The 22,939-nt window shown below is 48.2% G+C and carries 21 protein-coding genes, 1 tRNA gene and 1 pseudogene; 12 read left to right on the top strand and 11 right to left on the bottom strand.

The annotated features are described in order from the left end of the window. The first annotated feature begins 131 nt into the window (after positions 1-131). From ubiA to ylqF, 6 genes are all read left to right on the top strand, one after another. Positions 132-998: a 4-hydroxybenzoate octaprenyltransferase gene (gene ubiA, locus ACTHR7_RS01170; protein ID WP_440370174.1), complete on the top strand. Its 867-nt coding sequence runs from the start codon at positions 132-134 to the stop codon at positions 996-998. 270 nt (positions 999-1,268) lie between these two features. After that, positions 1,269-1,718 (top strand): PTS IIA-like nitrogen regulatory protein PtsN, encoded by a 450-nt coding sequence (gene ptsN, locus ACTHR7_RS01165; protein ID WP_070813825.1) that lies wholly within the window; start codon positions 1,269-1,271, stop codon positions 1,716-1,718. A gap of 3 nt (positions 1,719-1,721) precedes the next feature. Continuing rightward, positions 1,722-2,684, top strand: coding sequence for an HPr(Ser) kinase/phosphatase (gene hprK, locus ACTHR7_RS01160; protein WP_440370173.1), 963 nt, complete (start codon positions 1,722-1,724; stop codon positions 2,682-2,684). Further along, positions 2,665-3,519, top strand: coding sequence for an RNase adapter RapZ (gene rapZ, locus ACTHR7_RS01155; RefSeq protein ID WP_070646757.1), 855 nt, complete (start codon positions 2,665-2,667; stop codon positions 3,517-3,519). Before hprK ends, rapZ begins: the two co-directional genes overlap by 20 nt. A gap of 34 nt (positions 3,520-3,553) precedes the next feature. Beyond that, a complete protein-coding gene (locus ACTHR7_RS01150) occupies positions 3,554-3,790 on the top strand; it encodes a lipoprotein (RefSeq protein ID WP_003684875.1) in 237 nt (78 codons plus the stop codon). A 93-nt stretch (positions 3,791-3,883) separates the two neighbouring features. Continuing rightward, a complete protein-coding gene (ylqF, locus tag ACTHR7_RS01145; protein WP_440370172.1) occupies positions 3,884-4,825 on the top strand; it encodes a ribosome biogenesis GTPase YlqF in 942 nt (313 codons plus the stop codon). A 55-nt stretch (positions 4,826-4,880) separates the two neighbouring features. Here the strand turns inward: ylqF and ACTHR7_RS01140 are convergent, their stop codons facing one another. The 8 genes and pseudogenes from ACTHR7_RS01140 to ACTHR7_RS01105 form a co-directional block, all read right to left on the bottom strand. Then, on the bottom strand, positions 4,881-5,474 hold the full coding sequence (locus tag ACTHR7_RS01140) for a LolA family protein (RefSeq protein WP_004520070.1): 594 nt from the start codon (positions 5,472-5,474) through the stop codon (positions 4,881-4,883). Between the two features lie 58 nt (positions 5,475-5,532). Next, the gene (locus ACTHR7_RS01135) at positions 5,533-7,755 is read right to left on the bottom strand and encodes an NADP-dependent isocitrate dehydrogenase (protein WP_440370171.1); all 2,223 of its coding nucleotides are present in this window, start codon (positions 7,753-7,755) and stop codon (positions 5,533-5,535) included. A 172-nt stretch (positions 7,756-7,927) separates the two neighbouring features. Next, on the bottom strand, positions 7,928-9,130 hold the full coding sequence (locus ACTHR7_RS01130; RefSeq protein WP_070646761.1) for a beta-ketoacyl-ACP synthase: 1,203 nt from the start codon (positions 9,128-9,130) through the stop codon (positions 7,928-7,930). Positions 9,131-9,133: 3 nt separating this feature from the next. Next, positions 9,134-9,652, bottom strand: coding sequence for a hypothetical protein (locus ACTHR7_RS01125; RefSeq protein WP_070646762.1), 519 nt, complete (start codon positions 9,650-9,652; stop codon positions 9,134-9,136). A gap of 124 nt (positions 9,653-9,776) precedes the next feature. Then, positions 9,777-9,926, bottom strand: a pseudogene (locus ACTHR7_RS01120) (NAD(P)-binding protein); the annotation flags it as partial. A gap of 127 nt (positions 9,927-10,053) precedes the next feature. Further along, positions 10,054-12,372 carry an MMPL family transporter gene (locus ACTHR7_RS01115; protein ID WP_440370170.1) on the bottom strand — a complete coding sequence of 773 codons (2,319 nt, stop codon included), beginning with the start codon at positions 12,370-12,372 and terminating at the stop codon, positions 10,054-10,056. A gap of 93 nt (positions 12,373-12,465) precedes the next feature. Then, on the bottom strand, positions 12,466-13,083 hold the full coding sequence (locus ACTHR7_RS01110) for a 4'-phosphopantetheinyl transferase family protein (RefSeq protein WP_293206656.1): 618 nt from the start codon (positions 13,081-13,083) through the stop codon (positions 12,466-12,468). Positions 13,084-13,135: 52 nt separating this feature from the next. Continuing rightward, positions 13,136-13,648 (bottom strand): hypothetical protein, encoded by a 513-nt coding sequence (locus tag ACTHR7_RS01105; protein ID WP_234395463.1) that lies wholly within the window; start codon positions 13,646-13,648, stop codon positions 13,136-13,138. Between the two features lie 198 nt (positions 13,649-13,846). Here ACTHR7_RS01105 and ACTHR7_RS01100 point away from each other — a divergent pair. Both ACTHR7_RS01100 and ACTHR7_RS01095 read left to right on the top strand, forming a co-directional pair. Then, positions 13,847-13,939, top strand: a tRNA-Ser gene (locus ACTHR7_RS01100). Between the two features lie 80 nt (positions 13,940-14,019). Then, entirely contained in the window at positions 14,020-14,580 is a 561-nt protein-coding gene (locus tag ACTHR7_RS01095; RefSeq protein ID WP_049332414.1) for a pseudouridine synthase, read from the top strand. 55 nt (positions 14,581-14,635) lie between these two features. On the opposite strand, the gene ACTHR7_RS01090 is transcribed toward ACTHR7_RS01095, so the two are convergent. Then, entirely contained in the window at positions 14,636-15,442 is an 807-nt protein-coding gene (locus ACTHR7_RS01090; protein ID WP_049332412.1) for a DUF4198 domain-containing protein, read from the bottom strand. A 149-nt stretch (positions 15,443-15,591) separates the two neighbouring features. Further along, the gene (gene radA, locus ACTHR7_RS01085) at positions 15,592-16,968 is read right to left on the bottom strand and encodes a DNA repair protein RadA (protein WP_440370169.1); all 1,377 of its coding nucleotides are present in this window, start codon (positions 16,966-16,968) and stop codon (positions 15,592-15,594) included. Between the two features lie 78 nt (positions 16,969-17,046). Here radA and ACTHR7_RS01080 point away from each other — a divergent pair, with 78 nt between their 5' ends. From ACTHR7_RS01080 to ACTHR7_RS01065, 4 genes are read left to right on the top strand one after another with little or no spacing between them, the layout of a single operon-like run. Continuing rightward, positions 17,047-17,223, top strand: coding sequence for a hypothetical protein (locus tag ACTHR7_RS01080; protein WP_168162055.1), 177 nt, complete (start codon positions 17,047-17,049; stop codon positions 17,221-17,223). A gap of 59 nt (positions 17,224-17,282) precedes the next feature. Continuing rightward, entirely contained in the window at positions 17,283-18,407 is a 1,125-nt protein-coding gene (locus ACTHR7_RS01075) for a DNA cytosine methyltransferase (protein WP_440370168.1), read from the top strand. After that, positions 18,404-19,444 carry a restriction endonuclease PLD domain-containing protein gene (locus ACTHR7_RS01070; protein WP_107867505.1) on the top strand — a complete coding sequence of 347 codons (1,041 nt, stop codon included), beginning with the start codon at positions 18,404-18,406 and terminating at the stop codon, positions 19,442-19,444. The genes ACTHR7_RS01075 and ACTHR7_RS01070 overlap by 4 nt, the downstream gene beginning before the upstream one ends. After that, a complete protein-coding gene (locus ACTHR7_RS01065; RefSeq protein ID WP_070813837.1) occupies positions 19,445-21,334 on the top strand; it encodes a Z1 domain-containing protein in 1,890 nt (629 codons plus the stop codon). A 69-nt stretch (positions 21,335-21,403) separates the two neighbouring features. Here ACTHR7_RS01065 and ACTHR7_RS01060 read toward each other — a convergent pair whose 3' ends face one another. Then, positions 21,404-22,876, bottom strand: coding sequence for a S41 family peptidase (locus tag ACTHR7_RS01060; RefSeq protein ID WP_049331415.1), 1,473 nt, complete (start codon positions 22,874-22,876; stop codon positions 21,404-21,406). Positions 22,877-22,939: the final 63 nt, after the last annotated feature.

The following is a 22,939-nucleotide window of genomic DNA, read 5'->3' as shown; positions in this document are numbered from 1 at the left end:
ATACATTATAATAAGAGCTAAGGCTCTAAAAAACCGTTCCTTCCGAATCGACACATAAACAACGACACATTACATCAATGAACATAAGGCGATTTTTCCTACAATTTTTACCGCGTTACGCTGTCGGACGGATGGTGATATACGCCAAACTGATGCGTATCGACAAACCTATTGGCACACTGCTTTTGCTGTGGCCGACTTATTGGGCATTGTGGATTGCGTCTAAAGGTGTTCCCGACGCGGATATTTTTATTGCCTTTAGCGCAGGCACATTTTTGATGCGCAGCGCAGGTTGCGTGGTGAATGACTTTGCCGACCGCAATTTTGACGGTGCAGTAGAGCGCACCAAAAACCGCCCGTTTGCCAAAGGTTTGGTTTCCAAAATCGAAGCGCTGCTTTTGACCGTCATGCTGTGTCTGATGGCGGCTTTATGCTTGGTGCAGCTCAACCGCTTTACTTGGCTGATGAGCCTTCCGGCCTTGTTCCTTGCCATCACATATCCCTTTACCAAACGCTTTTTCCCGTTGCCGCAGTTTTATTTAGGACTGGCATTTTCGTTCGGCATTCCTATGGCCTTTGCCGCCGTGCAAGGCCGAGTGCCTCCCGAAGCATGGCTGATGTTTACCGCCAATGCCTTATGGACGCTGGCTTACGACACGATTTATGCCATGGCGGACAAAGAAGACGATTTGAAAATCGGCATTAAAACTTCGGCAATCACATTTGGCCATCACGACATTACCGCCTCTATGCTTTGTCATTTTTGGTTTTCCGTATTGATGGCGGTATTGGGTATCAAAATCGGTGCAACTTGGCCGTATTGGTTGATATTGCCGATAACTGTTTATTGGCAGTATCAGCAATATGTTGTCATCCGTACGCGCAATCGCCAGTTGTGCTTCCAAACGTTTTTGGCCAACAACCGCATCGGTTTGGCGTGGTTTTGCGGATTGGTCTGCCATTATTTTTGGTCGTTTTTGGTTTCCAAACTGTTTTAAAAAAACTAGGTTGAGGCCGTCTGAAAAGAAAGGGAAGAGGGGTATGCCGGGCATACCCCTTTTCATTTGAATCATAGTTTGGCTATTGATAGCATTTTTACTTTAAATTCAATATAAGCAAGCAGTTGGATTATTTTTAGCTCGTTAAAAAATATCAAAAATAACATGGAAAATGTTAGCAGGGCGAGTGTAAATTACGCCTTCAGGATTGAGATTTGCACCGACAATCGGTACAATCCCATTGTTTTGCGACATTTAAAAGAGATACACATGAGCCTGATTGGCGAAATTTTACCTTTGTCCCATATCGTTTTGGATTTGGAAGTCAGCAGCAAAAAGCGTCTGTTTGAAGAGGCCGCCCAGCTGCTGGAGAATGAAGCAGAATTACCGAATGCCAACGTGTTCGACTGCCTGTTTGCCCGTGAAAAGCTTGGTTCGACCGGTTTGGGGCAGGGGGTGGCGATCCCTCACGGCCGTCACGCATGCGTGAAAAAAGCTACCGGTGCGTTTATTCGCACCAAAGAGCCGGTTGCCTTTGATGCGCCCGACGGCAAACCCGTCTCCCTGATTTTCATCCTGCTTGTGCCTGAAAACGCTACCGGCGAACATTTGGAAGTCTTGTCCAAACTGGCCGGCAGATTCTCTCAAAAAGCCATCCGTGAAGCATTGATGGCAGCGACTTCTGCCGAAGAAGTACGCACACTCCTGACCGAAGAGTAATTCATGCCCAGCATATCCGTCCGTCGCCTGTTTTCCGATAATCAGCACAAACTCGAACTTGCTTGGGCTGCCGGCAATTCCGGCGCGGACAACCGTATCGGTGTCGAAGCCGATAAACCCGTCTTGGCCTTGGTCGGCCACTTAAACTTTATCCATCCCAACCAAATTCAAGTTGTCGGCGTAGCTGAAGCCGAATATTTGCGCCGCTTGGAAACAGGCGAGCTCAACTACGATTTCGGCGAGCTTTTCGACATCCCCATGTCTTTGGTTATCGTCGCCAACGGTTTGCCAGTTTCACCCAAATTGCGCGATTATTGCCATACCAACAGTATCCCCTTGCTGACTTCCAAACAGGAAAGTCCGCACCTGATGGACGTTTTGCGGATTTATCTGCAACGAACATTGGCTACTTCCACCATCAAGCACGGCGTATTTTTGGATGTATTTGAAGTGGGCGTACTCATTACCGGACAATCCGGCTTGGGTAAGAGTGAATTGGCATTGGAGCTGATTTCGCGCGGCCACAGCCTGATTGCCGATGATGCAGTCGAACTTTTCCGTACCGGCCCGGAAATGTTGGAAGGCCGTTGCCCGCCGATGCTGCGTGATTTCCTCGAAGTACGCGGCTTGGGCATACTCAATATCCGCCATATTTTTGGCGAAACCTCCATCCGTCCGAAAAAAATCCTCCAGCTGATTATCAATTTGGTTCCGGCCGACGACGGATATATGAAACAACTTGATCGATTGAGCATCCGTAGCGAAACAGAATCTATCCTCAACGTCAGCGTCCGTTCCGTTACCCTGCCTGTTGCAATCGGTCGAAACTTAGCAGTATTGGTTGAAGCTGCAGTACGCAATTACATCCTTCAATTACGTGGTAAAGACAGCACCAAAGAATTTCTCGAACGTCACCAAACACAACTCAAAGAAAACGAACAAAATCATGAAAATCGTCCTGATTAGCGGCTTATCCGGCTCAGGAAAATCCGTAGCCCTCAAACAACTCGAAGATTTAGGCTATTATTGCGTCGATAATCTGCCTTTGGAAATGTTGCCTTCGCTGGTGTTGTACCATATTGAACGCGGCGAAGAAACCCAGCTCGGTGTCAGCGTTGATATCCGTTCCGGTATCAATATCCAAGAAGCGCAAGAGCAAATCCAATATTTGCGTGACGAAGGACATCAGGTTGAAGTCCTGTTTGTTGAAGCAGAAGAGGGTGTTTTGGTTCGCCGCTTCTCAGAAACCCGACGTGGACACCCTTTGTCTGGTCAAAACCTGACTTTGTTGGAAAGCCTGCAAAAAGAACGCGAGTGGCTCTTTCCGCTTAGAGACATTGCATATTGCATCGATACGTCCAAAATGAACGCTCAGCAGCTGCGTTATGCTGTGCAACAATGGCTCAATATTGAACGTGTCGGTTTGCTGGTCATTCTTGAATCCTTTGGTTTCAAATATGGCGCTCCCAATAATGCCGACTTTATGTTTGATATGCGCAGCCTGCCCAATCCGTATTACGATCCGGAATTACGCCCCTTTACCGGCATGGACAAGCCCATTCAAGATTATTTGGGCCAGCAGCCGTTGGTCCAAGAAATGGTTGATGACATCGACCATTTTATTAGCCGCTGGTTGCCGCGCCTGCAACAAGAGAGCCGCAGTTATGTGACGATTGCGATCGGTTGTACTGGTGGGCAGCACCGCTCCGTTTATGTTGTGGAAAAACTGGCCGAGCGCCTCAAAGGCCGTTACGAACTCCTTGTCCGCCACCGTCAGGCTCAAAGCTTGGCAGGACGCTAACTTGCCGTTTCAGACGGCCTCAAAGGAAGAAACCATGAAAAAAATCAGTCTGACCGCATTATCCTTGCTTATCTTGACCGCCTGCGCGACAGAGCCTGTCACTGCTTACCGTTGGCACCGTACCGGAGCGAGCGAAGCTGAAGTTTCTCGCCAAATCAATACCTGCAAATCACAAGTTCAAAATGGAACCAAACGTGGCAATACATCCAAAACTTTTGAGCAGTGTATGGATGAGGCAGGTTATTACAGCTACGAGCATGGCAACCTCTAAATCCTGATTGACCGATTATCCAAATGCCGAGGCCGTCTGAAAAACAATGATTTTTCAGACGGCCTCAGATACGAATAGAAAGAATAAAAAGACATGGCTATCCAATGGTTTCCCGGCCACATGAACAAGGCAAAAAAAGCCATTGCCGAACGCATTAAAAGCGTTGATATGGTGATTGAGATGTTGGACGCGCGTATGCCTGCTTCCAGCGAAAATCCATTGCTTGCCCAGTTGTCCAAAGGCAAGCCAAAACTCAAAATCTTAAACAAGCAAGACCTTGCCGATCCCGAGCGCACCAAAGTTTGGCTCGAACACTACAACAGCCGCCAAGATACCCGTGCCATTGCGCTTGATTCTTCCGAAACCGGCGCGCACGGCAAAATTACCCAAGCCTGCCGCGCGATGATTCCTCATCGCCAAGGTATTGAGAAGCCGCTGCGTGTTCTGATTTGCGGTATCCCCAACGTCGGCAAATCCACCTTGATTAACGGCATGATTGGCAAAAAATCTGCCAAAACCGGCAATGAACCCGGTATTACCAAAGCCGAACAGCGCCTTTTCCTTGCTGACGATTTCTGGCTTTACGATACCCCCGGTATGTTGTGGCCAAAAATTATTGTTGAAGAAGGCGGCTACAACCTTGCAGCCGGCGGTGCAGTTGGACGCAACGCGCTGGATGAAGAAGAAGTGGCACTTGAGCTTTTGGATTACCTCCGCCGCCATTATCTGGCCCTGTTGCAAGAGCGTTATCAAGCCGACAAAGATCCAAGCAGTCATTGGGACGATACTTCTTGGCTGGAGTGGATTGCCAAAAAACGCGGTGCGGTTTTGAGCGGCGGACGGGTCAACTACCAAAAGGCTGCTGAAAATATCCTGACCGATTTCCGCGAAGGAAAAATCGGCAGAATCACGCTGGAAACACCAAACCAATGGGAAACTTGGCTGAAAAAAGCCAGACAGAAAGAGGCCGAACTTAAAGCCATTCGCGAAGCAAGAAAGGCGGAACGAAAAGGGCAGAAGCCTTCAGCCGATTAATATAAAAGGCCGTCTGAAATGTATTTTCAGACGGCCTTTTGTTGGAATAGACAATTTAGAGGGCGGTACGGCTGAAGCTGTCCAGAGCTTTATCGGTTTGGATTTGGTTGAACTGCATGATGGTTTTGTCGCCTTGTTTTTCGTCCAATTCGATTTTTCGTACCAGCGTATCGCCGTTGATTTCGATACGGTTGAAGATTTGGCGGGTAATGGCGGTTTTCGGAGTCAGGGTCAACGTCCATTTTTTCTCGTTGCCGTTTAATTTCAAATCAAATTGTTTTTCCAAGCCCTGGGTATTGCCGCCCAAAAGGTCGAGGAAGAGTTTGATTTGGCGGCTTTGGCCGTTGAGTTTGCTGGCATTTGGGTTGACCCATTGACTGCCGTTCCATTGCATGATGCCGTCTGAACGCACGCGCAGGGTGGTTTCAAATGGTTTTTGCATTTTCCAGAGCAGGCCTTTTTGTGGGACAAGGGTAAAGCTGCCGCTGGTGGTCATGGGTTTGCTGAGGGATTTGAGCTGGCGTTGTTGGACAAAATTGCCTTGCACGTTTTGCGGTTTTTGCAGGGTTTGTGCCAATTCGGCAGGGGAAAATGCCCATAAAGCCGGAGCGCTGATGAGGAGAGTAAGAGAAAGAATGGTTTTTTTCATTGTGTTTCCATAAGGTTTGAGGCCGTCTGAAAGTTCAGACGGCCTTTTATTGCTTTAATTATAAGGCTGACAAGGCCTGATTAAAGGTTGCGCTTGGACGCATCGCTTGTGCAGCTTTTTCAGGATTGGCTGCGTAGTAGCCGCCGATGTCGACCGCTTTGCCTTGTACGGCAGAGAGTTCTTCAACGATTTTGGCTTCGTCGGTAGTCAAAGCGGCTGCCAACGGCGCAAATGCGGCTTTCAGTTCGGCATCTTTGTCTTGCGCCGCCAATTCTTGCGCCCAGTAGAGGGTGAGGTAGAAATGGCTGCCGCGGTTGTCGAGTTCGCCAGCTTTGCGTTTAGGCGATTTGTCGTTCAGAAGCAGTTTTTCGGTGGCTGCATCCAAAGTGTCGGCGAGGACTTGGGCTTTGGTGTTGCCGGTTTTTTGCGCCAGATGTTCAAACGATACGGCGAGCGCGAGGAATTCGCCCAAAGAGTCCCAACGCAAGTGGTTTTCTTCGAGGAATTGTTGAACATGTTTCGGTGCGGAGCCGCCAGCGCCGGTTTCAAACATACCGCCACCATTCATCAATGGAACGATAGACAGCATTTTCGCGCTGGTACCCAGTTCCAAAATTGGGAACAAGTCGGTCAGGTAGTCGCGCAGGACGTTACCGGTTACGGAGATGGTGTCTTCGCCGTTTTTCAGACGGCCTAAGCTGAATTTAGCGGCTTCTTCAGGAGCGAGGACGCGGATGTCGAGGCCGTCGGTATCCAGTTCGGCAAGGTAGGCTTTGACCTTGGCGAGCAGGCTCTTGTCGTGCGGACGGTTTTCGTCGAGCCAGAATACGGCTGGCGTGTTGCTCAGACGGGCGCGGTTGACGGCAAGTTGTACCCAGTCTTTAACCGGAGCGTCTTTGGTTTGGCACATACGCCAGATGTCGCCGGCTTCAACGTCGTGTTGCATCAGGACATTACCTGCTGCATCAATGACTTGAACTTGGCCGTCGGCTTCGATTTCAAAAGTTTTGTTGTGCGAACCGTATTCTTCGGCTGCTTGCGCCATCAGGCCGACGTTAGGAACGGTACCCATGGTTGTCGGATCGAATGCGCCGTGTTCGCGGCAGAAGTCGATGGTTGCTTGGTAAACGCCGGCGTAGCTGCTGTCAGGAATCACGGCTTTGGTGTCTTGCGCTTTGCCGTCTTTGTCCCACATACGGCCGGAGTTACGAATCATCGCAGGCATAGAAGCATCGACGATGACATCGCTAGGAACGTGCAGGTTGGTGATGCCTTTGTCGGAATCAACCATGGCCAAATCAGGGTTGGCGGCGTAAACAGCGGCGATTTCGGCTTCAACGGCAGCGCGGGTGTCCGCATCCAGCTTGTCCAGATTGGCAAGCAGGTTGCCGAAGCCGTTGTTGACGTTGACGCCGGCGGCAGCCAGTTTGTCGCCGAATTTTTCAAAGACAGGCGCAAAGAACACTTTGACGGCGTGTCCGAAGATAATCGGGTCGGACACTTTCATCATGGTGGCTTTCATGTGCAGCGAGAACAAAACGCCTTTTGCTTTTGCGTCTTTCACTTGCTCGGCAAGGAAGGCAAGCAGGGCTTTTTTGCTCATTACGGTCGCGTCAATGATTTCGCCGGCTTTCAGGGCAACAGGCTCGCGCAGCTCTTTTTTGTTGCCTTGTTTGTCGGTGAACACGATGGATACGGAAGTCGCTTCAGGTACGGTAACGGATTGTTCGTTATGGAAAAAGTCGCCGCTTTGCATGGTGGCAACGTGGGTTTTGGAGTCTTTTGTCCATGCGCCCATGCTGTGCGGATGTTTTTTCGCAAAGTTTTTCACTGCTTTAGGGGCGCGGCGGTCGGAGTTGCCTTCGCGCAAAACGGGATTGACCGCGCTGCCTTTGATGCGGTCGTAACGTTCGCGCACGGCTTTTTCTTCATCGGTTTGAGGGTCGGCAGGATAGTCGGGAACGGCAAAGCCTTTAGACTGCAATTCTTTAATAGCGGCCGTCAGTTGAGGTACGGATGCGCTGATGTTCGGCAGTTTGATTACGTTTGCATCGGGTTGTTTCACCAGTTCGCCCAATTCGGCAAGCGCATCAGGTACGCGTTGCGCTTCGGTCAGGTATTCGGGAAACGCCGCCAAAATACGGCCGGAGAGAGAGATGTCACTGGTTTTGACATCAATATCGGCGTGGCGGGTAAACGCCTGTACGATTGGCAACAGGGATTGAGTGGCCAATGCAGGAGCTTCGTCGGTGTAGGTATAGATAATGGTGGATTTAGTCATGGGATTATTCTCTATGTAGGTTAAGTTTTTCTTTTCGGGCACATCGCGAGAAGAAACGTGCTAAGCCTATTATGGCATATTTCGGCGGATTTGGTTGTTGTTTTGATGTTATTGTTTTTCAAGTTGCGGAAAAGAAAAAGGCCGTCTGAAAAGACAGCCTAAATATAAGGACTTATCCGATAATCAAAACAGCATTGCTGCCGCCGAAGGCAAATGACGAGCTGGCGGCAATGCGTTTTTCAGACGGCCAGCGGCTGTTTTCGTCGGTCAAAGCGATGTTGGGCAGCTCGGAATCGGGTACGTTGTCCCATTGTTGCGGCGGCAGTTTGCCTTCCGGATTGTATTGGCGGTTGGCCATCAACCAAGCAAACGCGGCTTCAATCGCACCGGCTGCGCCCAAGGTATGGCCGGTGGATGGCTTGGTTGACGTGCAAAGGGTGTGGCTGCCAAATACTTCGGCAACGGCTCGGCTTTCCATGCTGTCGTTGTGCTGCGTGCCGGTGCCGTGCAGATTGATCCAGCCGATGTCTTCCGCTTTCAAACCGGCTTTATCCAAAGCGGCCTGAAAAGATTGGGCTGCACCCAAACCATCGGGGCGGGGCGAAGACATATGGTAGGCATCGCTGCTTGCGCCGTAGCCCAGCAACTGCATTTCGCCGTCAAAATCAGCATCGCGCGTCATTACGAAAAATGCGGCCGCTTCGCCGATATTGATGCCGTTGCGATTGGTAGAAAAAGGCTTGGCGATGCCGTCTGAAAGCACTTCCAAAGAGGCAAAACCATTAATCGTCAGCGGAGAGAGCGTATCCGCGCCACCACAAATCACGGCATCACACAATCCGGCACGAAGCAATCGGGCTGCGCTGATGAGGGCACGTGCGCCGGAAGTGCAGGCGGTGGAGACGGTATAGCGTAAGCCGTCCAAACCGTAAACTTGGGCGATAAATTCGGAGGGAGAAGCCATGGTGTGTTGCAGCTGTTTGAATGGAACATCCTTCCACTCACCACCTTGGACAACGTGTTGGAACAAGGGGATATTTTCGTCTGCGCCACTGGTGGACGTACCGGTAACGACAGCAATCCTTTCTTTGCCGTAACGGGCAATGGCCGTCTGAATCAGTCCGTCTATTTGCGAAAGCGCGTGCAGGATAAGTTGGTTGTTGCGGCTGCGATGCGCTTCGGGAATGTTATCGGGCAGAGGCATCAGGGTTTCTTTGACTGCACCGAAAGCATGTGTTTTGCCTTTTACCCATTGGTCTGAAAAAGTCAGAGGCGTGTTTTCAGACGGCGTGAGTAAGGCATCGGCATGAACTTGCAAGCCGCTACCCAATGCGCTGGTCAGTGCCGGACGGCTGAGATAAACAGGAGTATTCATGAATTAGTCTTCTGCAATCGGGCTGACCGTCCAGAAAGTTTGGTCGGGGAAGCCGATAAGGAATTGTTCGGAATGGTGGGCGACACACCACAAATCACGCTCGCGGTAGCTGAACACCGCGCCTTTGCCGTCAGGGCAGAAGCTTTGATGGGTGGCGTTTTGTTGGCGGGCTTCAGGGTAAAGCGTGGCGGCGTGTTCGGCGGCCAAAAGCGGCAACAAGGCGGCAAACAGTCGGCGCGAACTGGCATTTGGCATCACAAAGCCGTCGTTTTTCCAGCCTTTGGTACTGACCGATTGACGCGATACCGGCGCCCCCAGTGCATCGGTTTGGACAAAGCGAATGCCGTCTGAATGAGGTTCGACTGCCAAGAGATTGGTTTGAACGGTTTGCCCCGCCGCATTAGTCTGCTCAAGTTTGAACCATTGGCCTTCTTTGGAAAGCGGCGGCAGCGTTTGCGGATGGGGGAGCGAGGTCGCGCATGCTGAAAGCAGCAGTGCGGCAAGCAAAGGGATAAATCGCATAAGGTTTTATCTATCGGTCAAAATATTTAATGGTGTGGATGAAGTTTCAGACGGCCTGTTCCGTTTTCAGTCTAGGCCGTCTGAAAGGCATTCGTCCTTTATTCTACCTTCAAATCGCCCACCAATGCGGCAGCAGGCTCTCGCTGATGACAAAGCGCAGGAAATGTTGTTTTTCCAATACGCAAACTTTAAAGCCTTGTTTGTTCAGCAAAGCGGAAGCAACCGAACCTGAAGAGCCTTAGCCGATAACGGCAACGTCAAATTCGACGGGTATTTGAAAATACCTTTGATTTTAATAATGCTTAAACCGCTATATGAAATTTTTCAGACGGCCTTTTGCAATTTGGCGATAGAAGTCGAAACAAAATATAGCTTCAATTTTAATCGTCTTCATCTTTTGTCTAATTTTTCAACAATGTGCCTGCCAGCCAAATATTGAATGCCACACCGATGGTAACCGTCATGCCGAACGCGGCAACAGCGGGCGTGTTGCTGATGGCGAGCAGGGCAAAGGAAATGGCTGTCGTCGCGGCGGCAAGCAGCATACCGCCTAATTTTGCCGGGGCGCTATGGTGTGCTGTGGCAGCATAGACGGCATAGTCCACGCCGATGGCGGATACTAAAAGCAGTCCGAACATGGCAAACAGGCTGACGGGAATGCCGGCCAAACCGAGTACGGCAACGGTGCAGATGGCGGCGGCCAGCGGCACGGCAAGGATTTTGCTGCCGCGTTTGAAACCAAACATTTTCCACAAAAGTAACCATGCCAACGCATAGGAAGCCAGTTTCAACCATGCGGCCTGATTGCGCGTGTGGTGGAAAAGCTCGTTTAAGTGGGCGCGCTTGTCTGCCCAATGTACGCCGGAGACGTGTTGCGCCACGGCGCGTACGGCGGCTTCATCGGTCATGCCGTTCAAACGCACGACGGCAGCAAAACGGCCTGGTTCCACTTCGCCCAAATACAAGGAACGCCAAGCTTCTGCCAAATCGGTATTCAGGCCGTCTGAAAGCGACAATGGTTGCGTATCAGCAGCTTGCAGCAGGGCATCGCGTACGGTTTTGCGCGGAATACCTATTTCGGTAAGCGGTTTCCAGCTATCAGGCAACTTGGTCAATTCGCGCAGGCGGTTTTGCAGTTTTTGCTGCTCCGTTGTTGGCAGGATGAATTGGTCGGGCGATTGGATCCCGGAAAGTTTGCCTTGCGCGATTAAGGGCTGCAGGGCGCGGCCGAGTTCGGCGGTTTTCTTCAATAGGGCATCTTCGCTTTGTGCTTCGGCCACCAAATATTTGCCGCCAAAATCCGTGCCGCTCAACTGGCCGATCTGTTGTACTTCGGCCAACATCGCGGTCGGCATATTGACCCATTGACGGATGTCGTCACGCCAGTCGCTGCGCCACAGCCCGACTGCCAGCAAAATTCCGCCCACGATTAACCAGCCGCGTTTGTGCAGGCGGTTTTTCAGACGGCCTGACAAGGAGTAGAGCTTTTCGGTTAATGCGGCAAAAGGCACGGTTTTGGCACGGTAGCGGCGAAACAGCGGCGGCAGCCATAAAACGGTGGCACCAAACGCGCCAAATAAGGCAAAGCCTGAAAATACGGCGGTTTGGCGAAGTACAGGCAAAGGGGTGAACCACAGCAGCGCGTAGCCCAAGACGGTAATTGTCAGGCTGACGGCAAAACTTGGCAAGACATGTTTCATTGCCGATTCAGCCTGCCAAACGGTCTTTTCAGACGGCCCAAATACCGACGGAGCAAGCCAGTGCAACGGGAAATCCACCAACATCCCCACCAAGCTGGTGCCGATAACGATGGTCAGGATATGCACTTCGCCGAATACTAATAAAGCGACCGCCAATCCGGTCAACATACCAGCGGCCAGCGGCAAGGACAGCAAAAATACTCGGCCGCTGCGGAAGACCCACAACAGCAGCGCAAAGGTCAGCCCAAGCCCGACCATACTCATCAACCGGCTTTCTTTTTCTGCGGCTGCTTTGGATACGGCGGTGAACAATGCGCCACCTGCGTTTAAGGTTTCCGCGCCGTTTTCCGAAGCGATTTGACGGCTTTGCGTCATCAGCGGTAAGAGGGCGTCGTTGCCGGAAAATTGATCGCCACCTGCGAGCCGTCCGCGCAAAAATACCCAAGTTTTGCCTTTGTCTTCGGCAAACAGCATGCCGTTGTCCATGTCCCACTGCAAACGGCTTTGCGGATTGGCTTTGTCGGCAACAAAGCGTCCGAAGCCCAGCCAGTCTTGTTCTAAAGACAAAGGGGAGGGGGCGGCAAACGGATTGGCTGCGGCTTCTGCACGCGCTTGAAAATAGGCTTGCGGCTGTTCAAACAGCAGGCGTATTTCGTCTTGCGGCAAAACCGCCAAGCTCAGTTTCTGCATATCCGCCCGCACTTTGTCCAAATTCGGCGTCATGCTGCTGTCGACTTGTTCAAATACGCCGCTTTTGCGCCATGCGTCGGCAATTTGTGAGGCCGTCTGAAAAGCAGTTTCGGCATCGGTACTGCCGGCAAGCAAAATGACTTGCGAATTGAGCTGCGCTTCTGCGGCTTTATCCGCGGCCGTTAATAAGGCATCGGGTTGCTGCTCGCTTGGCAACAACGCGGTCAAATCGGTTTGGATGCGCGCTTGTGAAGCAAAGGCATAAACCAAAAACAGGGTAAGAAACAGGATAAAGGCAGTATAGAGGCGGTTTAGGAGGCGTAGATTCATCGTTCAGACGGCCTTTTGCAAATGCTGCTGTTGGTGTGTGGAATAAGTAAAAGTGCAGTAAATTAAATCAGATTATTATTATTTTGTCAGTTATTAGATAGTTTGCCGGTTGGTTAAATCATTGGGCTTGAGTGAGCCGAAAAACTGCCATTGCAGGGCGACGTTTTTTCCCTTCCAAACGCAGGCAAGTGCCATCGTATCCGCCAAAGTTGCGCTCGTGCCGTGCCAATCGGTTTGCTTTCCAGCGCGTAAACCGACGGGTTGCCCTGAATCGAAAACATAGCCGACCGATTTCATATCTGACGGAAAATCCAAATTCGCCGCTTTAATCAATGCTTCTTTGAAACACCACAATTGGTAAAACGTTTCAGGCGGCCAGTTTACTGTTTCTAAGTAGTTTTGTTCTTCTTGTGTGCAGACCAAAGCCGATAGCGCTTTGAAATCACGTGGGCGGATAAATTCGATATCGACACCGGCTGTTAAGGGATGAGGCGCACACAATAAAGCGGCAAAGCCTTTGCTGTGGCTCAGCGATACAGTCGGTAAATCGGTTTGCTGTTTTAATGCTCGGCTGACTTGCCAGTCTTGACGCTGTGCCAGTTGCGGCGTGGCAGCCAAACGTTGTGAATCGGCTGCGTTTAGAGATGCATGGTCGTAGCAGGCGGCAAAAGACGGATCGGCCAGCAGACAGTGAAGGGGTGTCGTATCCATAAAATAGAAAAATGCCAAACTTCATATTGAAGTCCGGCATTTTTGACATTGCTTAGTGGAAGCTGCCTTTCAAAACCACACGGCTGTTGAATGTAGCGATGTGGCATTCGTATTCGTTACCGCCTTTGGTTACTTTGTCAAAGTAGCTAACCAGATGAACGGATTTGGCTTTTTTGCGATGAGCAGTGCTTTGGAAGCGTTTAACCGCGCTTAAGAATGCGCGTTGGCAGGTTTCATCAGGGGTTTTGCCGACTGTGTTGGCAATTTGACGAGAAGTCAAAGTTGCGCCGGATGTACTGCCGTAGTGAACGCGGATGCTAGGATCCAAAACAGATTTAGCTTCGGTAGAGTTTAAAGCTACATCGACTTTACACATATAAATATCGTTTTGACCTTTGCCATGGACTTTATGGCCCTCACCCATGCTACGGCAGGCAGAACCGGCGGCAGTTGTTTTTGGAGTAGAAGTTTGAGAGGAGGAAGTGGATGGTTGGGAATTGCCGGATTGTGAGCAGGCGGCAAGCATCAGGGCGGATACGGCAACCAAAGCAGAAAAACGTAACATACGAACTCCTTTGTAATAATGGGCGTAGAAAAAGTTTACAGAAAGCAGAATCATTTTAACATATATGAAAGAAGTATAAAAACAGAATGGTGCAAAAAATATTATATTTTTATTTAAATGATTTCATGGCGTTAAGAAAGTTTGGGGCGGTAATGCTTGACGAAGGAGGGCAGAAAGCGTATATTGCGGTCTTCCTTAGGAGTAATGGCTGAGAGGCTGAAGGCACTTCCCTGCTAAGGAAGCATGTGGGGTCAACCTGCATCGAGGGTTCGAATCCCTCTTACTCCGCCAAATATGAAAGACACCGTTTATACGGTGTCTTTTTTATTATCCGGGATTGCTTGAAATCTCAGGCCGTCTGAAAGTGTGAAATGAACGATTTGATTATCCTAAACAAGCCTTATGGCGTGATTTGCCAGTTTTCTGCACATGAAAAACATCAGTGCCTTAAGGATTTTGTCGAGAAACCGGGATTCTATCCGGCCGGCCGTTTGGATACGGACAGCGAGGGTTTGCTGCTGCTGACCAATAATGGCCGTTTGCAGGCGCAGATTGCCGACCCGAAATTTAAGCAGGTTAAAACTTATTGGGCACAGGTGGAGGGTTCTCCTGATGAAGCCAAATTGGATTTATTGCGCCGTGGTGTAGATTTGGGCGATTTTGTCACCCGTCCAGCCGAGGTCAGGGTATTGGAAGAGGGTGAAGCGGATGTTTTATGGCCGCGCGTGCCGCCGATTCGCGTGCGCAAGTCCGTGCCTGATTTTTGGGTGGAAATCAAAATTTCGGAAGGGAAAAACCGCCAAGTGCGAAGGATGACGGCGAAAGCAGGCTTTCCGTGTTTGCGCTTGGTCCGTGTGGCAATAGGCCGTCTGAATCTGTTTGATTTGAATTTGGAATTGGGACAATGGCAGTTTGCGCCGCATCGTCCTTAAATAGGATGAATAAAGGCCGTCTGAAATATTCAGACGGCCTTTTGTTATGGAGAAATCAATGATGTGAATGACCGATTTGGAAAGTCAAAGTAGTGTAGTTCGCCTGTTTTTGGCACACGCTTTGATCGGGGAAATCGGCTTTGTGTTCTACGCTGGCTTTCCAGAAGCCTTGGCGCAATGGAATGATGCTGACTTCGCCTTTGTCATCGGTGGTGTCGGAGAAGGCTTGGGCTTCGGTTTTATGGGTTTTGCTGCGGTCGCTGGTGTCGAAGCCGTCAAATGTGGCGGTAACGGTGGCGTTAGGCAGCGGCTCGCCATTGAAGAGGACGCGGACTTTGAAGCGTTCGCCGACGTGGACGTTAGCAGGGTTGTCCAAAGGTACGATTTCCAAATGTTGTCCAACTTGCTTAGTAATGATAGCGGTATCTGCGCTTTCGTGGCCGACATTGACGATGTTTTTGCCGAACATACGGGTTTGTTCGCAATAGCTTGCATCAGGCATTTCTTTGATGCTTGCCTGCTTCCAGCCTGCGCTGTTTTTTGACCAGAAAGTCGGTTGGTATTCGGCAGTTACCAAGTAGCTGCCGTCTTTGACCGGCAGTTTGCTGCGGTATTGGTAATTGTATGTGCCTTTTTGAATCATGTTTTCTTTGCCTTTTTCAGTCACCAGTTGCATGGGTTTGCTGAAAATGTGCAGGCGGTCTTTGGCGATCGGCTCAAGCTCAGGGAATTCGCCATAGCCCAATTCGGCTTCAAGGTATTCACCGCCATGTGTGTGGGCGGTTTCAACCCAAACGCGATGGGCGTGGGCGGCAGTGCTGAACAGGAAGGTGGATGCGATAAGCAAAGCGGTTTTTTTCAAGATTTCTCTCCGATTTTCGATGTGTAGAAAAGATAGAATAAATCGTTCGTTATAATATAACAAAAATATTTAAATTTAAAGAGAGGCCGTCTGAAAGTTTTCAGACGGCCTTTTAGATGATTGTTTTTTAGGAGGATTATCGAAACGGTTTAGTCCCCGTCACGACAAACGTCAATCGCTTCCTGCAAACTGCTGACGCCGTAGATTTTCAGGTTCGGAAACTCTTTGTCATGGCGCGGCATATTGGCTTTGGGGACGATGGCGCGTTTGAAGCCGAGTTTTTCCGCTTCTTTGAGCCGCTCTTGTCCGCGTGCGACGGGACGGACTTCGCCGCTCAAACCGATTTCGCCGAATGCGACCATTTTTTCGGGCAGCGGGCGGTTACGGAAGCTGGAGAGCATGGCGAGGATGACGGCAAGGTCGGCAGCGGGTTCGCCGATTTTGACGCCGCCGACGGCGTTGAGGAACACGTCTTGGTCGAAACAGGCGATGCCGCCGTGGCGGTTGAGGACAGCGAGCAGCATGGCGAGGCGGTTTTGTTCGAGACCGACGGTGAGTCGTTTGGGGGTGAAACCGTGTGCATCATCGACCAATGCCTGAATTTCGACCAAAAGTGGGCGGCTGCCTTCTTGTGTAACCAAAACGCACGAGCCGGGCGTGTCGTCGCGGTAGCTGGCGAGGAAGATGGCGGACGGGTTGGACACGCCTTTCAAACCGTTTTCGGTCATGGCGAATACGCCCAATTCGTTTGCCGCGCCGAAGCGGTTTTTGATGGCGCGTATCATGCGGTAGTTGGAATGTTGGTCGCCCTCGAAATACAGCACGGTATCGACCATGTGTTCCAGCACGCGCGGGCCGGCAATCGCACCGTCTTTGGTAACGTGTCCGACCAGTATCATGGCGATGCCCATCTGTTTCGCCATGCGCGTCAGCTGGGCGGCACACTCGCGCACCTGCGACACGGAACCAGGGGCGGAAGTGATTTGGTCGGAATACATGGTTTGGATGGAGTCGATGACCACGACTTCGGGCTGATGCTGTTTCAAGGCCGTCTGAATCGCTTCCATGCGGATTTCGGCAAGCAGGTTTACGCCTTCGGTGGGCAGTTCCAAACGTTGCGCGCGCAGGGCGACTTGTTGGGCGGATTCTTCGCCAGAAACGTACAGCACTTTGCGGCTTTGCGCCATTTTGGCGATGGTTTGCAACAGTAGTGTGGATTTGCCGATACCGGGGTCGCCGCCGAGCAGGATGACTGCACCATCGACCAAACCGCCGCCTAATACGCGGTCGAGTTCGCTCATGCCCGTCGGATTGCGCGGCACTTCGGTCGCGGTAACGGCAGAGAGGGATTGGACGGTCGAAGTGTCCGCCGCCCAAGATTGGAAGCGGGCGTTTTTTGGCTCGGGCGCGGCTAGGCTTTCCTGAAGCGTGTTCCACTCGCCGCAATGCGGGCATTTGCCTTGCCATTTCGGGGAAGTGCCACCGCATTCGGAACATTGGTAAATGGTTTTGGGGGCTTTTGCCATGGTGTTTTCCCTATGGATATTTGATGTGTGAAAAGGTCGTCTGAAAAGTGAGGAAGGTTTTCAGACGGCCTTGGGATTATGAATACTTTATTTATAATTTCAAGTATTCATCACTTGTTTAATGCAGCGGCATTTGCTGTTTTTTTGCGGCATAATAGGAAAAATTTACATGGAAGTTTTAGAAAAATGATTTTATTTCAAAAAAGTGATGGTAAGCTTGCCTTGCCTTGCCTTGCCTTGCCTTGCCTTGCCTAGTTCTCTATTAAAATCCCTTCAAGGTTTTTTATCAAATCTATGCATAGGAGTGAAATCCTATGTTATCTAAACAAATCGCAAATTTTAATTCATCTGACAATAAACCCAGAATTCTATCTCTATTTTCAGGATGTGGAGGTTTAGATTTGGGTTTTCACCAAGCTGGTTATGAAACTGTTTGGGCGAACGATTTTTTCCATTGGGCTTGCGAAAGTTTCCGTAAAAATATCGGCGATGTCATCGTAGAAGGTAATATTGAACAAATTGATCCGAATGATCCAACTATTCCCGATTGCGACATCATTTTAGGCGGGTTCCCTTGTCAAGATTTTTCCATGATTTGGAAACAGCCGGGCTTAGAGGGTGAGCGCGGCAATCTTTATAAAAGCTTTTTACGTTTTGTAAATGCAAAAAAACCGAAAGTTTTTGTTGCTGAGAATGTGAAAGGTTTGTTGACTGCTAACAAGAAAAAAGCCATCCAGCAAATTATTACCGACTTTGAAAATTGCGGTTATTACGTTCAGGCGAAGCTGTATAACTTTGCTGAATTTGGCGTACCTCAATTTCGTGAACGTGTGCTAATTGTCGGAGTACGTTTGGATACAGGATTTGATTTTCATCATCCAGAACCGACGCACAATGAAACTGGCGAAAATGGCTTAAAACCATATGTAACTGCTGGTCAAGCGATATCTAATATTCCACAAAATGTTAGTAATAATGAATTGTTGAAAATTAGTGAGCAAACTCGTAAACGTTTAGAACTAATCCCAGAAGGAGGAAACTATAGCGATATTCCTAAAGAGCATCCTTTGTATGTAAAAAGTATGTTAAGCCTTGTTTATCGTCGAATGCACCGTAATAGACCTTCTACAACGATTATTGCTGCGGGCGGCGGTGGTACTTGGGGCTATCATTTTCCTGAACCGCGTGCTTTTACTAATAGAGAACGAGCAAGGCTTCAAAGTTTTCCTGATGATTTTGAGTTTGTTGGTTCAACGACGGAAGTACGTCGTCAGATTGGCAATGCGGTACCGCCTCAAGGTGTGGTTGAATTAGCAAGAACCCTCTTACCAATTTTTTCAGGTAACTATAAAAAAGTAGATTTACATAAGAAATTGAAAGCAGAGAAGGACGTTTTATTTCATGACCGACTAAGCAAAATTCGAGGGGGAAAACGATGAATACTGTTTTTTCTAATATTGCTAATGCACGAATTACAGATAAGCCATTAAATAAAGTTTGGATGGATTTATTTATGTCCGCCAATGAAATTTTAATGGCAACAGGCTATGTTTCTAATGATGCAGTCAAAGAGTTACATAAAATTTTAGAAGATAGCGAACATAACCAGAAAATCAAATTATTGGTTGGTATGCATTATTTAGAAGGGTTTAGTCGTCCTCAATACAACAGTCTTTGTGAATTAAATTATTTTTTGCAAGATAAGCAACGTGGGGCAGTATACGTTTCTCCACGTGTGAAATTTCATGGAAAAATGTATTCGTTTAAGAATCAGAATGAAACTCATGGATTGATTGGTTCTGCTAATCTTACTTGCTTTTGGGATAATACTGAGCGAACCTATGAAACAATGGTTCATTTGAATGATGTTCAGACGGCATCTAAATTACATAAAAATATAGATCAGGTTATCCAGCAATTGGGTGTGGCTATTAATCAAGTAGCAAAACCAACTGATTTTAAAGAACATAATCTTCATTTGGAGAATTGTCTGGGAGTTGAAAAAGTAAATGATTCTATACTTGAGCAACTTTTTTCACAAATATCGACTTATCACTTTGATTTGCCAGTTAAAACTTTCCCAGAAAGCAGTTTAAACCGATTTTTTGCCAAAGGCCGTAAAAATAAACGCGGATTTTATTTACCTAGGCCATGGTATGAAGCAGAGTTGATTGTATCAACAAAATTTTTAGGTGCAGAAGGATACCCAAAACAAAAAGAATTTACTGTCATCACGGATGATGGTTGGCAATTTGAATGTAATACCACAGGACAAAATGGTAAAAATTTCAGTTCAAAAGGTGATCAAACCATATTTGGTAAATGGGTTAAAGGACGTTTAGAGGCGGCTGATTGTTTAAGAACAGGGGAAGCTGTCACAGAAGAGACTCTACATAAATACGGTAACGATCATTTTGAGTTCCGTTCAACCGACAATCCTGATGTTTGGCTACTCTCATTTAAGGGGAAAAACTAAATGTTGCAAACCTACTTGAATCAATTGACTCCGCCTGAATTAGCTGATTCTGTTAAAAATACCGTTGATGGTTTTATGGGGAAATTATCACAAACCGAACCGAAAATTGCTCAAAACGTTTTATTGCTGGGCAATGTTCAAAGTGGCAAAACGGCACAGGTTTTGGGTGTATTAAGTGCGCTGGCTGATGATGGTGACCACAAAGTTTTTTTGTATCTTACTACTGACAGCGTAGATTTACAGGAACAGACAGTCAAGCGCGCCGAAGCTAATCTGAAAAATTTTATTGTGTTGTCTGAAAACGATGACCGAAGTTTTATGCAGGTAATGAAGGCAAATAATCCCATCTTGGTTGTGATTAAAAAGAATGCCCGTGTATTGAAACGTTGGCGTAATTTGTTTGCTAGTCAAAGTAGCCTGAAAGGCTATCCTTTGGTTATTGTGGACGATGAAGCCGATGCGGCCAGCCTAAATACTAATGCTGATAAGCCGGATAAAGATGTCAGTACTATCAATAAACTGCTAAATGACATTAAGAATTCCTGTTGTCAAAGCCTATTTATTCAGTTGACCGCCACGCCTCAATCGCTTTTATTGCAACATGAAGAATCTGATTGGCAACCTGAATTTATCCATTTCTTTGAAGCTGGTGAAAAATACATCGGTGGCAACTTTGTCTTCTCTGATCCTCCAAGCTATATCGTTCGCTTCATTGACAGTGAATTGGACGATATGAAAGATGCGAGTGGTGAAATTGCCGAAGGGGTAAAACAGGCATTGCACAGTTTTCTGCTTACTTGTGCAGAGTTTGCTTTATGCGGTAAAACCAATTGTAATTTTGCTTTACATCCAAGTTATAAAATCCAAGACCATCAAGCCTTCTCTCAAAAAATCCAAGCTTTTTTAAATGATTTGGTACAAGCGATTAATAGCGGGGAGAATCTTGCAGACAGCTTTAAAGAAGACTATTTGAATTTACAAAAGACCAAGCCTGATATTCATCATTTTGAGGAAATTTATGAAAAACTAACAGAACTTTTAGAAAATAAGCAAATTTATATTCTCGTCGTTAACTCGCAGACAGAATCAGATTTTGATTTAGAAAGAGGCTTTAATATTATTATTGGTGGGAATGTGATTGGACGAGGCTTAACTATTCCGAAATTACAAACGGTTTATTATAGTCGCACTGCCAAAAAACCGAATGCAGATACTTTCTGGCAACATTCGCGTATTTTTGGATATGACCGTGATAAATCATTATTACGGCTTTATATTCCGTTTGATGTCTATTACTTCTTTGTACAACTCAATCAAGCAAATAATCTGATTATTGAGCAGGCAAAAAAATCAGATGGCAATATTCAGGTTATTTACCCGAAAAACATCAATCCGACCAGAAAGAATGTATTAAAAGCTGATAGTATCAATCAAATGGTTGGTGGTGTAAATTACTTTCCACTTCGTCCGAATGAGAATAACTTGTTGGCTATAAACGGTATTCTTCCATCTGTTTTGATAGATAAGGTACAATCTGATTTGTATCAAATAGACATAGAAGATCTATTCTTGATTTTAGATGAGCTTGGTAATTATGTACCTGATGACTGGGATAAGGAAAAATTTATTGCTGGTGTAGAAGCATTAAAGGCACAACGTCCAAGTTTTAAAACCTATATTTTGATCAAAACCGGACGTAAACTTTCTCGAGCAACTGGCACAATGCTTTCGGAAGACGACCGTAAATTAGGAGAAAAATATCCTAATGATTTATTCCTTACACTTTATCAAGTAGTAGGAAATAAAGACAAAGGTTGGCAGGGAGAAGATTTTTGGTTGCCTAATATTAAGTTGCCATATAAGGGACTGGTGTATTGGGGAGTGAAATAACATAGAAAAGGTCGTCTGAAAACAATCATATCGTTTTCAGACGACCTTTTTTATTGAGAAATAACAGGTTTATTTTTTACTGTCTTTATCTGCATCTTTTTTCGGCGCAGGTTTTTTCGCTGCCAAACCCAAAGATTTTTGCCATTCGGCTGGATTTTTCACCAAGTCCAAGGCTTTACGCAGCTGATCGTCTTTGGCCGGATTTGGAATGCGGCGGCTGGAGATGTCTTCGTCTTTGTCTTTTTTGGACTTGTCTTTATCGGCTTTGGTTTCTGAGTTGGCAGGCGTTTCAGTGCTGCTGTTGACGTCTTGGCCGCCCAACGGATTGCCGATATGGCCGACCAAATCGGCTTCGCGGCTTTCAAAGGCGCGGTCTTTGTCTTTGACTTCAACGTCAGGAACAATGCCTTGTGCTTGAATCGAGCGGTCGTTTGGCGTGTAGTAAAGGGCGGTGGTCAGTTTGACTGCGCTGCCGCCGGAAAGCGGAATCAGGGTTTGCACTGAGCCCTTGCCGAAACTTTGTGTGCCGACGACAACGGCGCGTTTGTGGTCTTGTAATGCGCCGGCAACGATTTCGGAAGCGGAGGCCGAGCCTGCGTTAATCAGGACGGTCATAGGAATGGTTTTCAGCTCGGCAGGCAATCCGGCCAACGGGTCTTTGCCGCTGGTGGTGATGTAGTCTTCGGCAGTTGCTTTGAGCACCATGCCTTCTTTTTTGTTGCGGCCTTTGGTGCTGACAACAGTTACGTCAGGCTGCAGGAAGGCTGCGGATACGCCGACTGCACCGTTGAGCAGGCCGCCCGGGTCGTCGCGCAAGTCGAGGATGATGCCTTTGAGCGGGCCTTTGTTTTCTTTGACAAGGGCTTGTGCGGCTTCGTTAAGCGCGGCAACGGTGCGCTCTTGGAATTGGGAGACGCGGATGTAGCCGTAGTCTTTTTCAAGCAGATGATGGCGCACGCTTTTGACTTTGATGATGGCGCGGGTCAGGTTGACGACGATGGGTTTGTCGGCATTTTTGCGTGAAAGGGTCAGGGTGATTTTGGTACCCGGTTTGCCGCGCATTTTTTTGACGGCTTCGCTGACGGTCAGGCCGCGCGTAGAGGTATTGTCGATTTTGACGATAAAGTCGCCGCTTTTCACGCCTGCGCGTTCTGCAGGTGTGTCTTCAATCGGGGCAACGACTTTGACGAAGCCGTCTTCTTGTCCGATTTCCATGCCCAGACCGCCGAATTCGCCGCTGGTAGATTCTTTCATTTCGGCATAGCCTTTTTTGTCCATATACTCGGAATGCGGATCGAGATCGGACACCATGCCTTTCATTGCGCCTTCAAAGAGCTCGGCATCGGGTTTGTCTTGGTAATAGTTGGCTTTGATTTGGCCGTACACTTCTGCCATGGTGCGGATGGTCTGCACGGGCAGGGCCTCGTTATCTTTTTTGTCTTTTTCGGCGGCAAAACTTTGTACACTCAGGCTGAGGGCGATGCCGCTAAATGCGCCGAGAGTGTAGATTGCAACTTTTTTCAAAGTGGATTTTGTTGACATTCGTTTGACTTTCTTTTTGTATACGGTAAGCAAAGTGGTTTTTGTTTTCTCTGAACCCGTTGA

The sequence above is a fragment of the Neisseria sp. P0007.S010 genome (genome assembly GCF_051962875.1).
Taxonomy (GTDB): domain Bacteria; phylum Pseudomonadota; class Gammaproteobacteria; order Burkholderiales; family Neisseriaceae; genus Neisseria; species Neisseria subflava_A.
This window is presented reverse-complemented; position numbering and strand designations above follow the sequence as displayed.

Bases quoted from the DNA above. Each gene is read 5' to 3' on its own strand.
- ubiA (WP_440370174.1), top strand. From the start codon at position 132: ATGGTGATATACGCCAAACTGATGCGTATCGACAAACCTATTGGCACA.
- ptsN (WP_070813825.1), top strand. From the start codon at position 1,269: ATGAGCCTGATTGGCGAAATTTTACCTTTGTCCCATATCGTTTTGGAT.
- hprK (WP_440370173.1), top strand. From the start codon at position 1,722: ATGCCCAGCATATCCGTCCGTCGCCTGTTTTCCGATAATCAGCACAAA.
- rapZ (WP_070646757.1), top strand. From the start codon at position 2,665: ATGAAAATCGTCCTGATTAGCGGCTTATCCGGCTCAGGAAAATCCGTA.
- ACTHR7_RS01150 (WP_003684875.1), top strand. From the start codon at position 3,554: ATGAAAAAAATCAGTCTGACCGCATTATCCTTGCTTATCTTGACCGCC.
- ylqF (WP_440370172.1), top strand. From the start codon at position 3,884: ATGGCTATCCAATGGTTTCCCGGCCACATGAACAAGGCAAAAAAAGCC.
- ACTHR7_RS01140 (WP_004520070.1), bottom strand. From the start codon at position 5,474: ATGAAAAAAACCATTCTTTCTCTTACTCTCCTCATCAGCGCTCCGGCT.
- ACTHR7_RS01135 (WP_440370171.1), bottom strand. From the start codon at position 7,755: ATGACTAAATCCACCATTATCTATACCTACACCGACGAAGCTCCTGCA.
- ACTHR7_RS01130 (WP_070646761.1), bottom strand. From the start codon at position 9,130: ATGAATACTCCTGTTTATCTCAGCCGTCCGGCACTGACCAGCGCATTG.
- ACTHR7_RS01125 (WP_070646762.1), bottom strand. From the start codon at position 9,652: ATGCGATTTATCCCTTTGCTTGCCGCACTGCTGCTTTCAGCATGCGCG.
- ACTHR7_RS01115 (WP_440370170.1), bottom strand. From the start codon at position 12,372: ATGAATCTACGCCTCCTAAACCGCCTCTATACTGCCTTTATCCTGTTT.
- ACTHR7_RS01110 (WP_293206656.1), bottom strand. From the start codon at position 13,083: ATGGATACGACACCCCTTCACTGTCTGCTGGCCGATCCGTCTTTTGCC.
- ACTHR7_RS01105 (WP_234395463.1), bottom strand. From the start codon at position 13,648: ATGTTACGTTTTTCTGCTTTGGTTGCCGTATCCGCCCTGATGCTTGCC.
- ACTHR7_RS01095 (WP_049332414.1), top strand. From the start codon at position 14,020: ATGAACGATTTGATTATCCTAAACAAGCCTTATGGCGTGATTTGCCAG.
- radA (WP_440370169.1), bottom strand. From the start codon at position 16,968: ATGGCAAAAGCCCCCAAAACCATTTACCAATGTTCCGAATGCGGTGGC.
- ACTHR7_RS01080 (WP_168162055.1), top strand. From the start codon at position 17,047: ATGAATACTTTATTTATAATTTCAAGTATTCATCACTTGTTTAATGCA.
- ACTHR7_RS01075 (WP_440370168.1), top strand. From the start codon at position 17,283: ATGTTATCTAAACAAATCGCAAATTTTAATTCATCTGACAATAAACCC.
- ACTHR7_RS01070 (WP_107867505.1), top strand. From the start codon at position 18,404: ATGAATACTGTTTTTTCTAATATTGCTAATGCACGAATTACAGATAAG.
- ACTHR7_RS01065 (WP_070813837.1), top strand. From the start codon at position 19,445: ATGTTGCAAACCTACTTGAATCAATTGACTCCGCCTGAATTAGCTGAT.
- ACTHR7_RS01060 (WP_049331415.1), bottom strand. From the start codon at position 22,876: ATGTCAACAAAATCCACTTTGAAAAAAGTTGCAATCTACACTCTCGGC.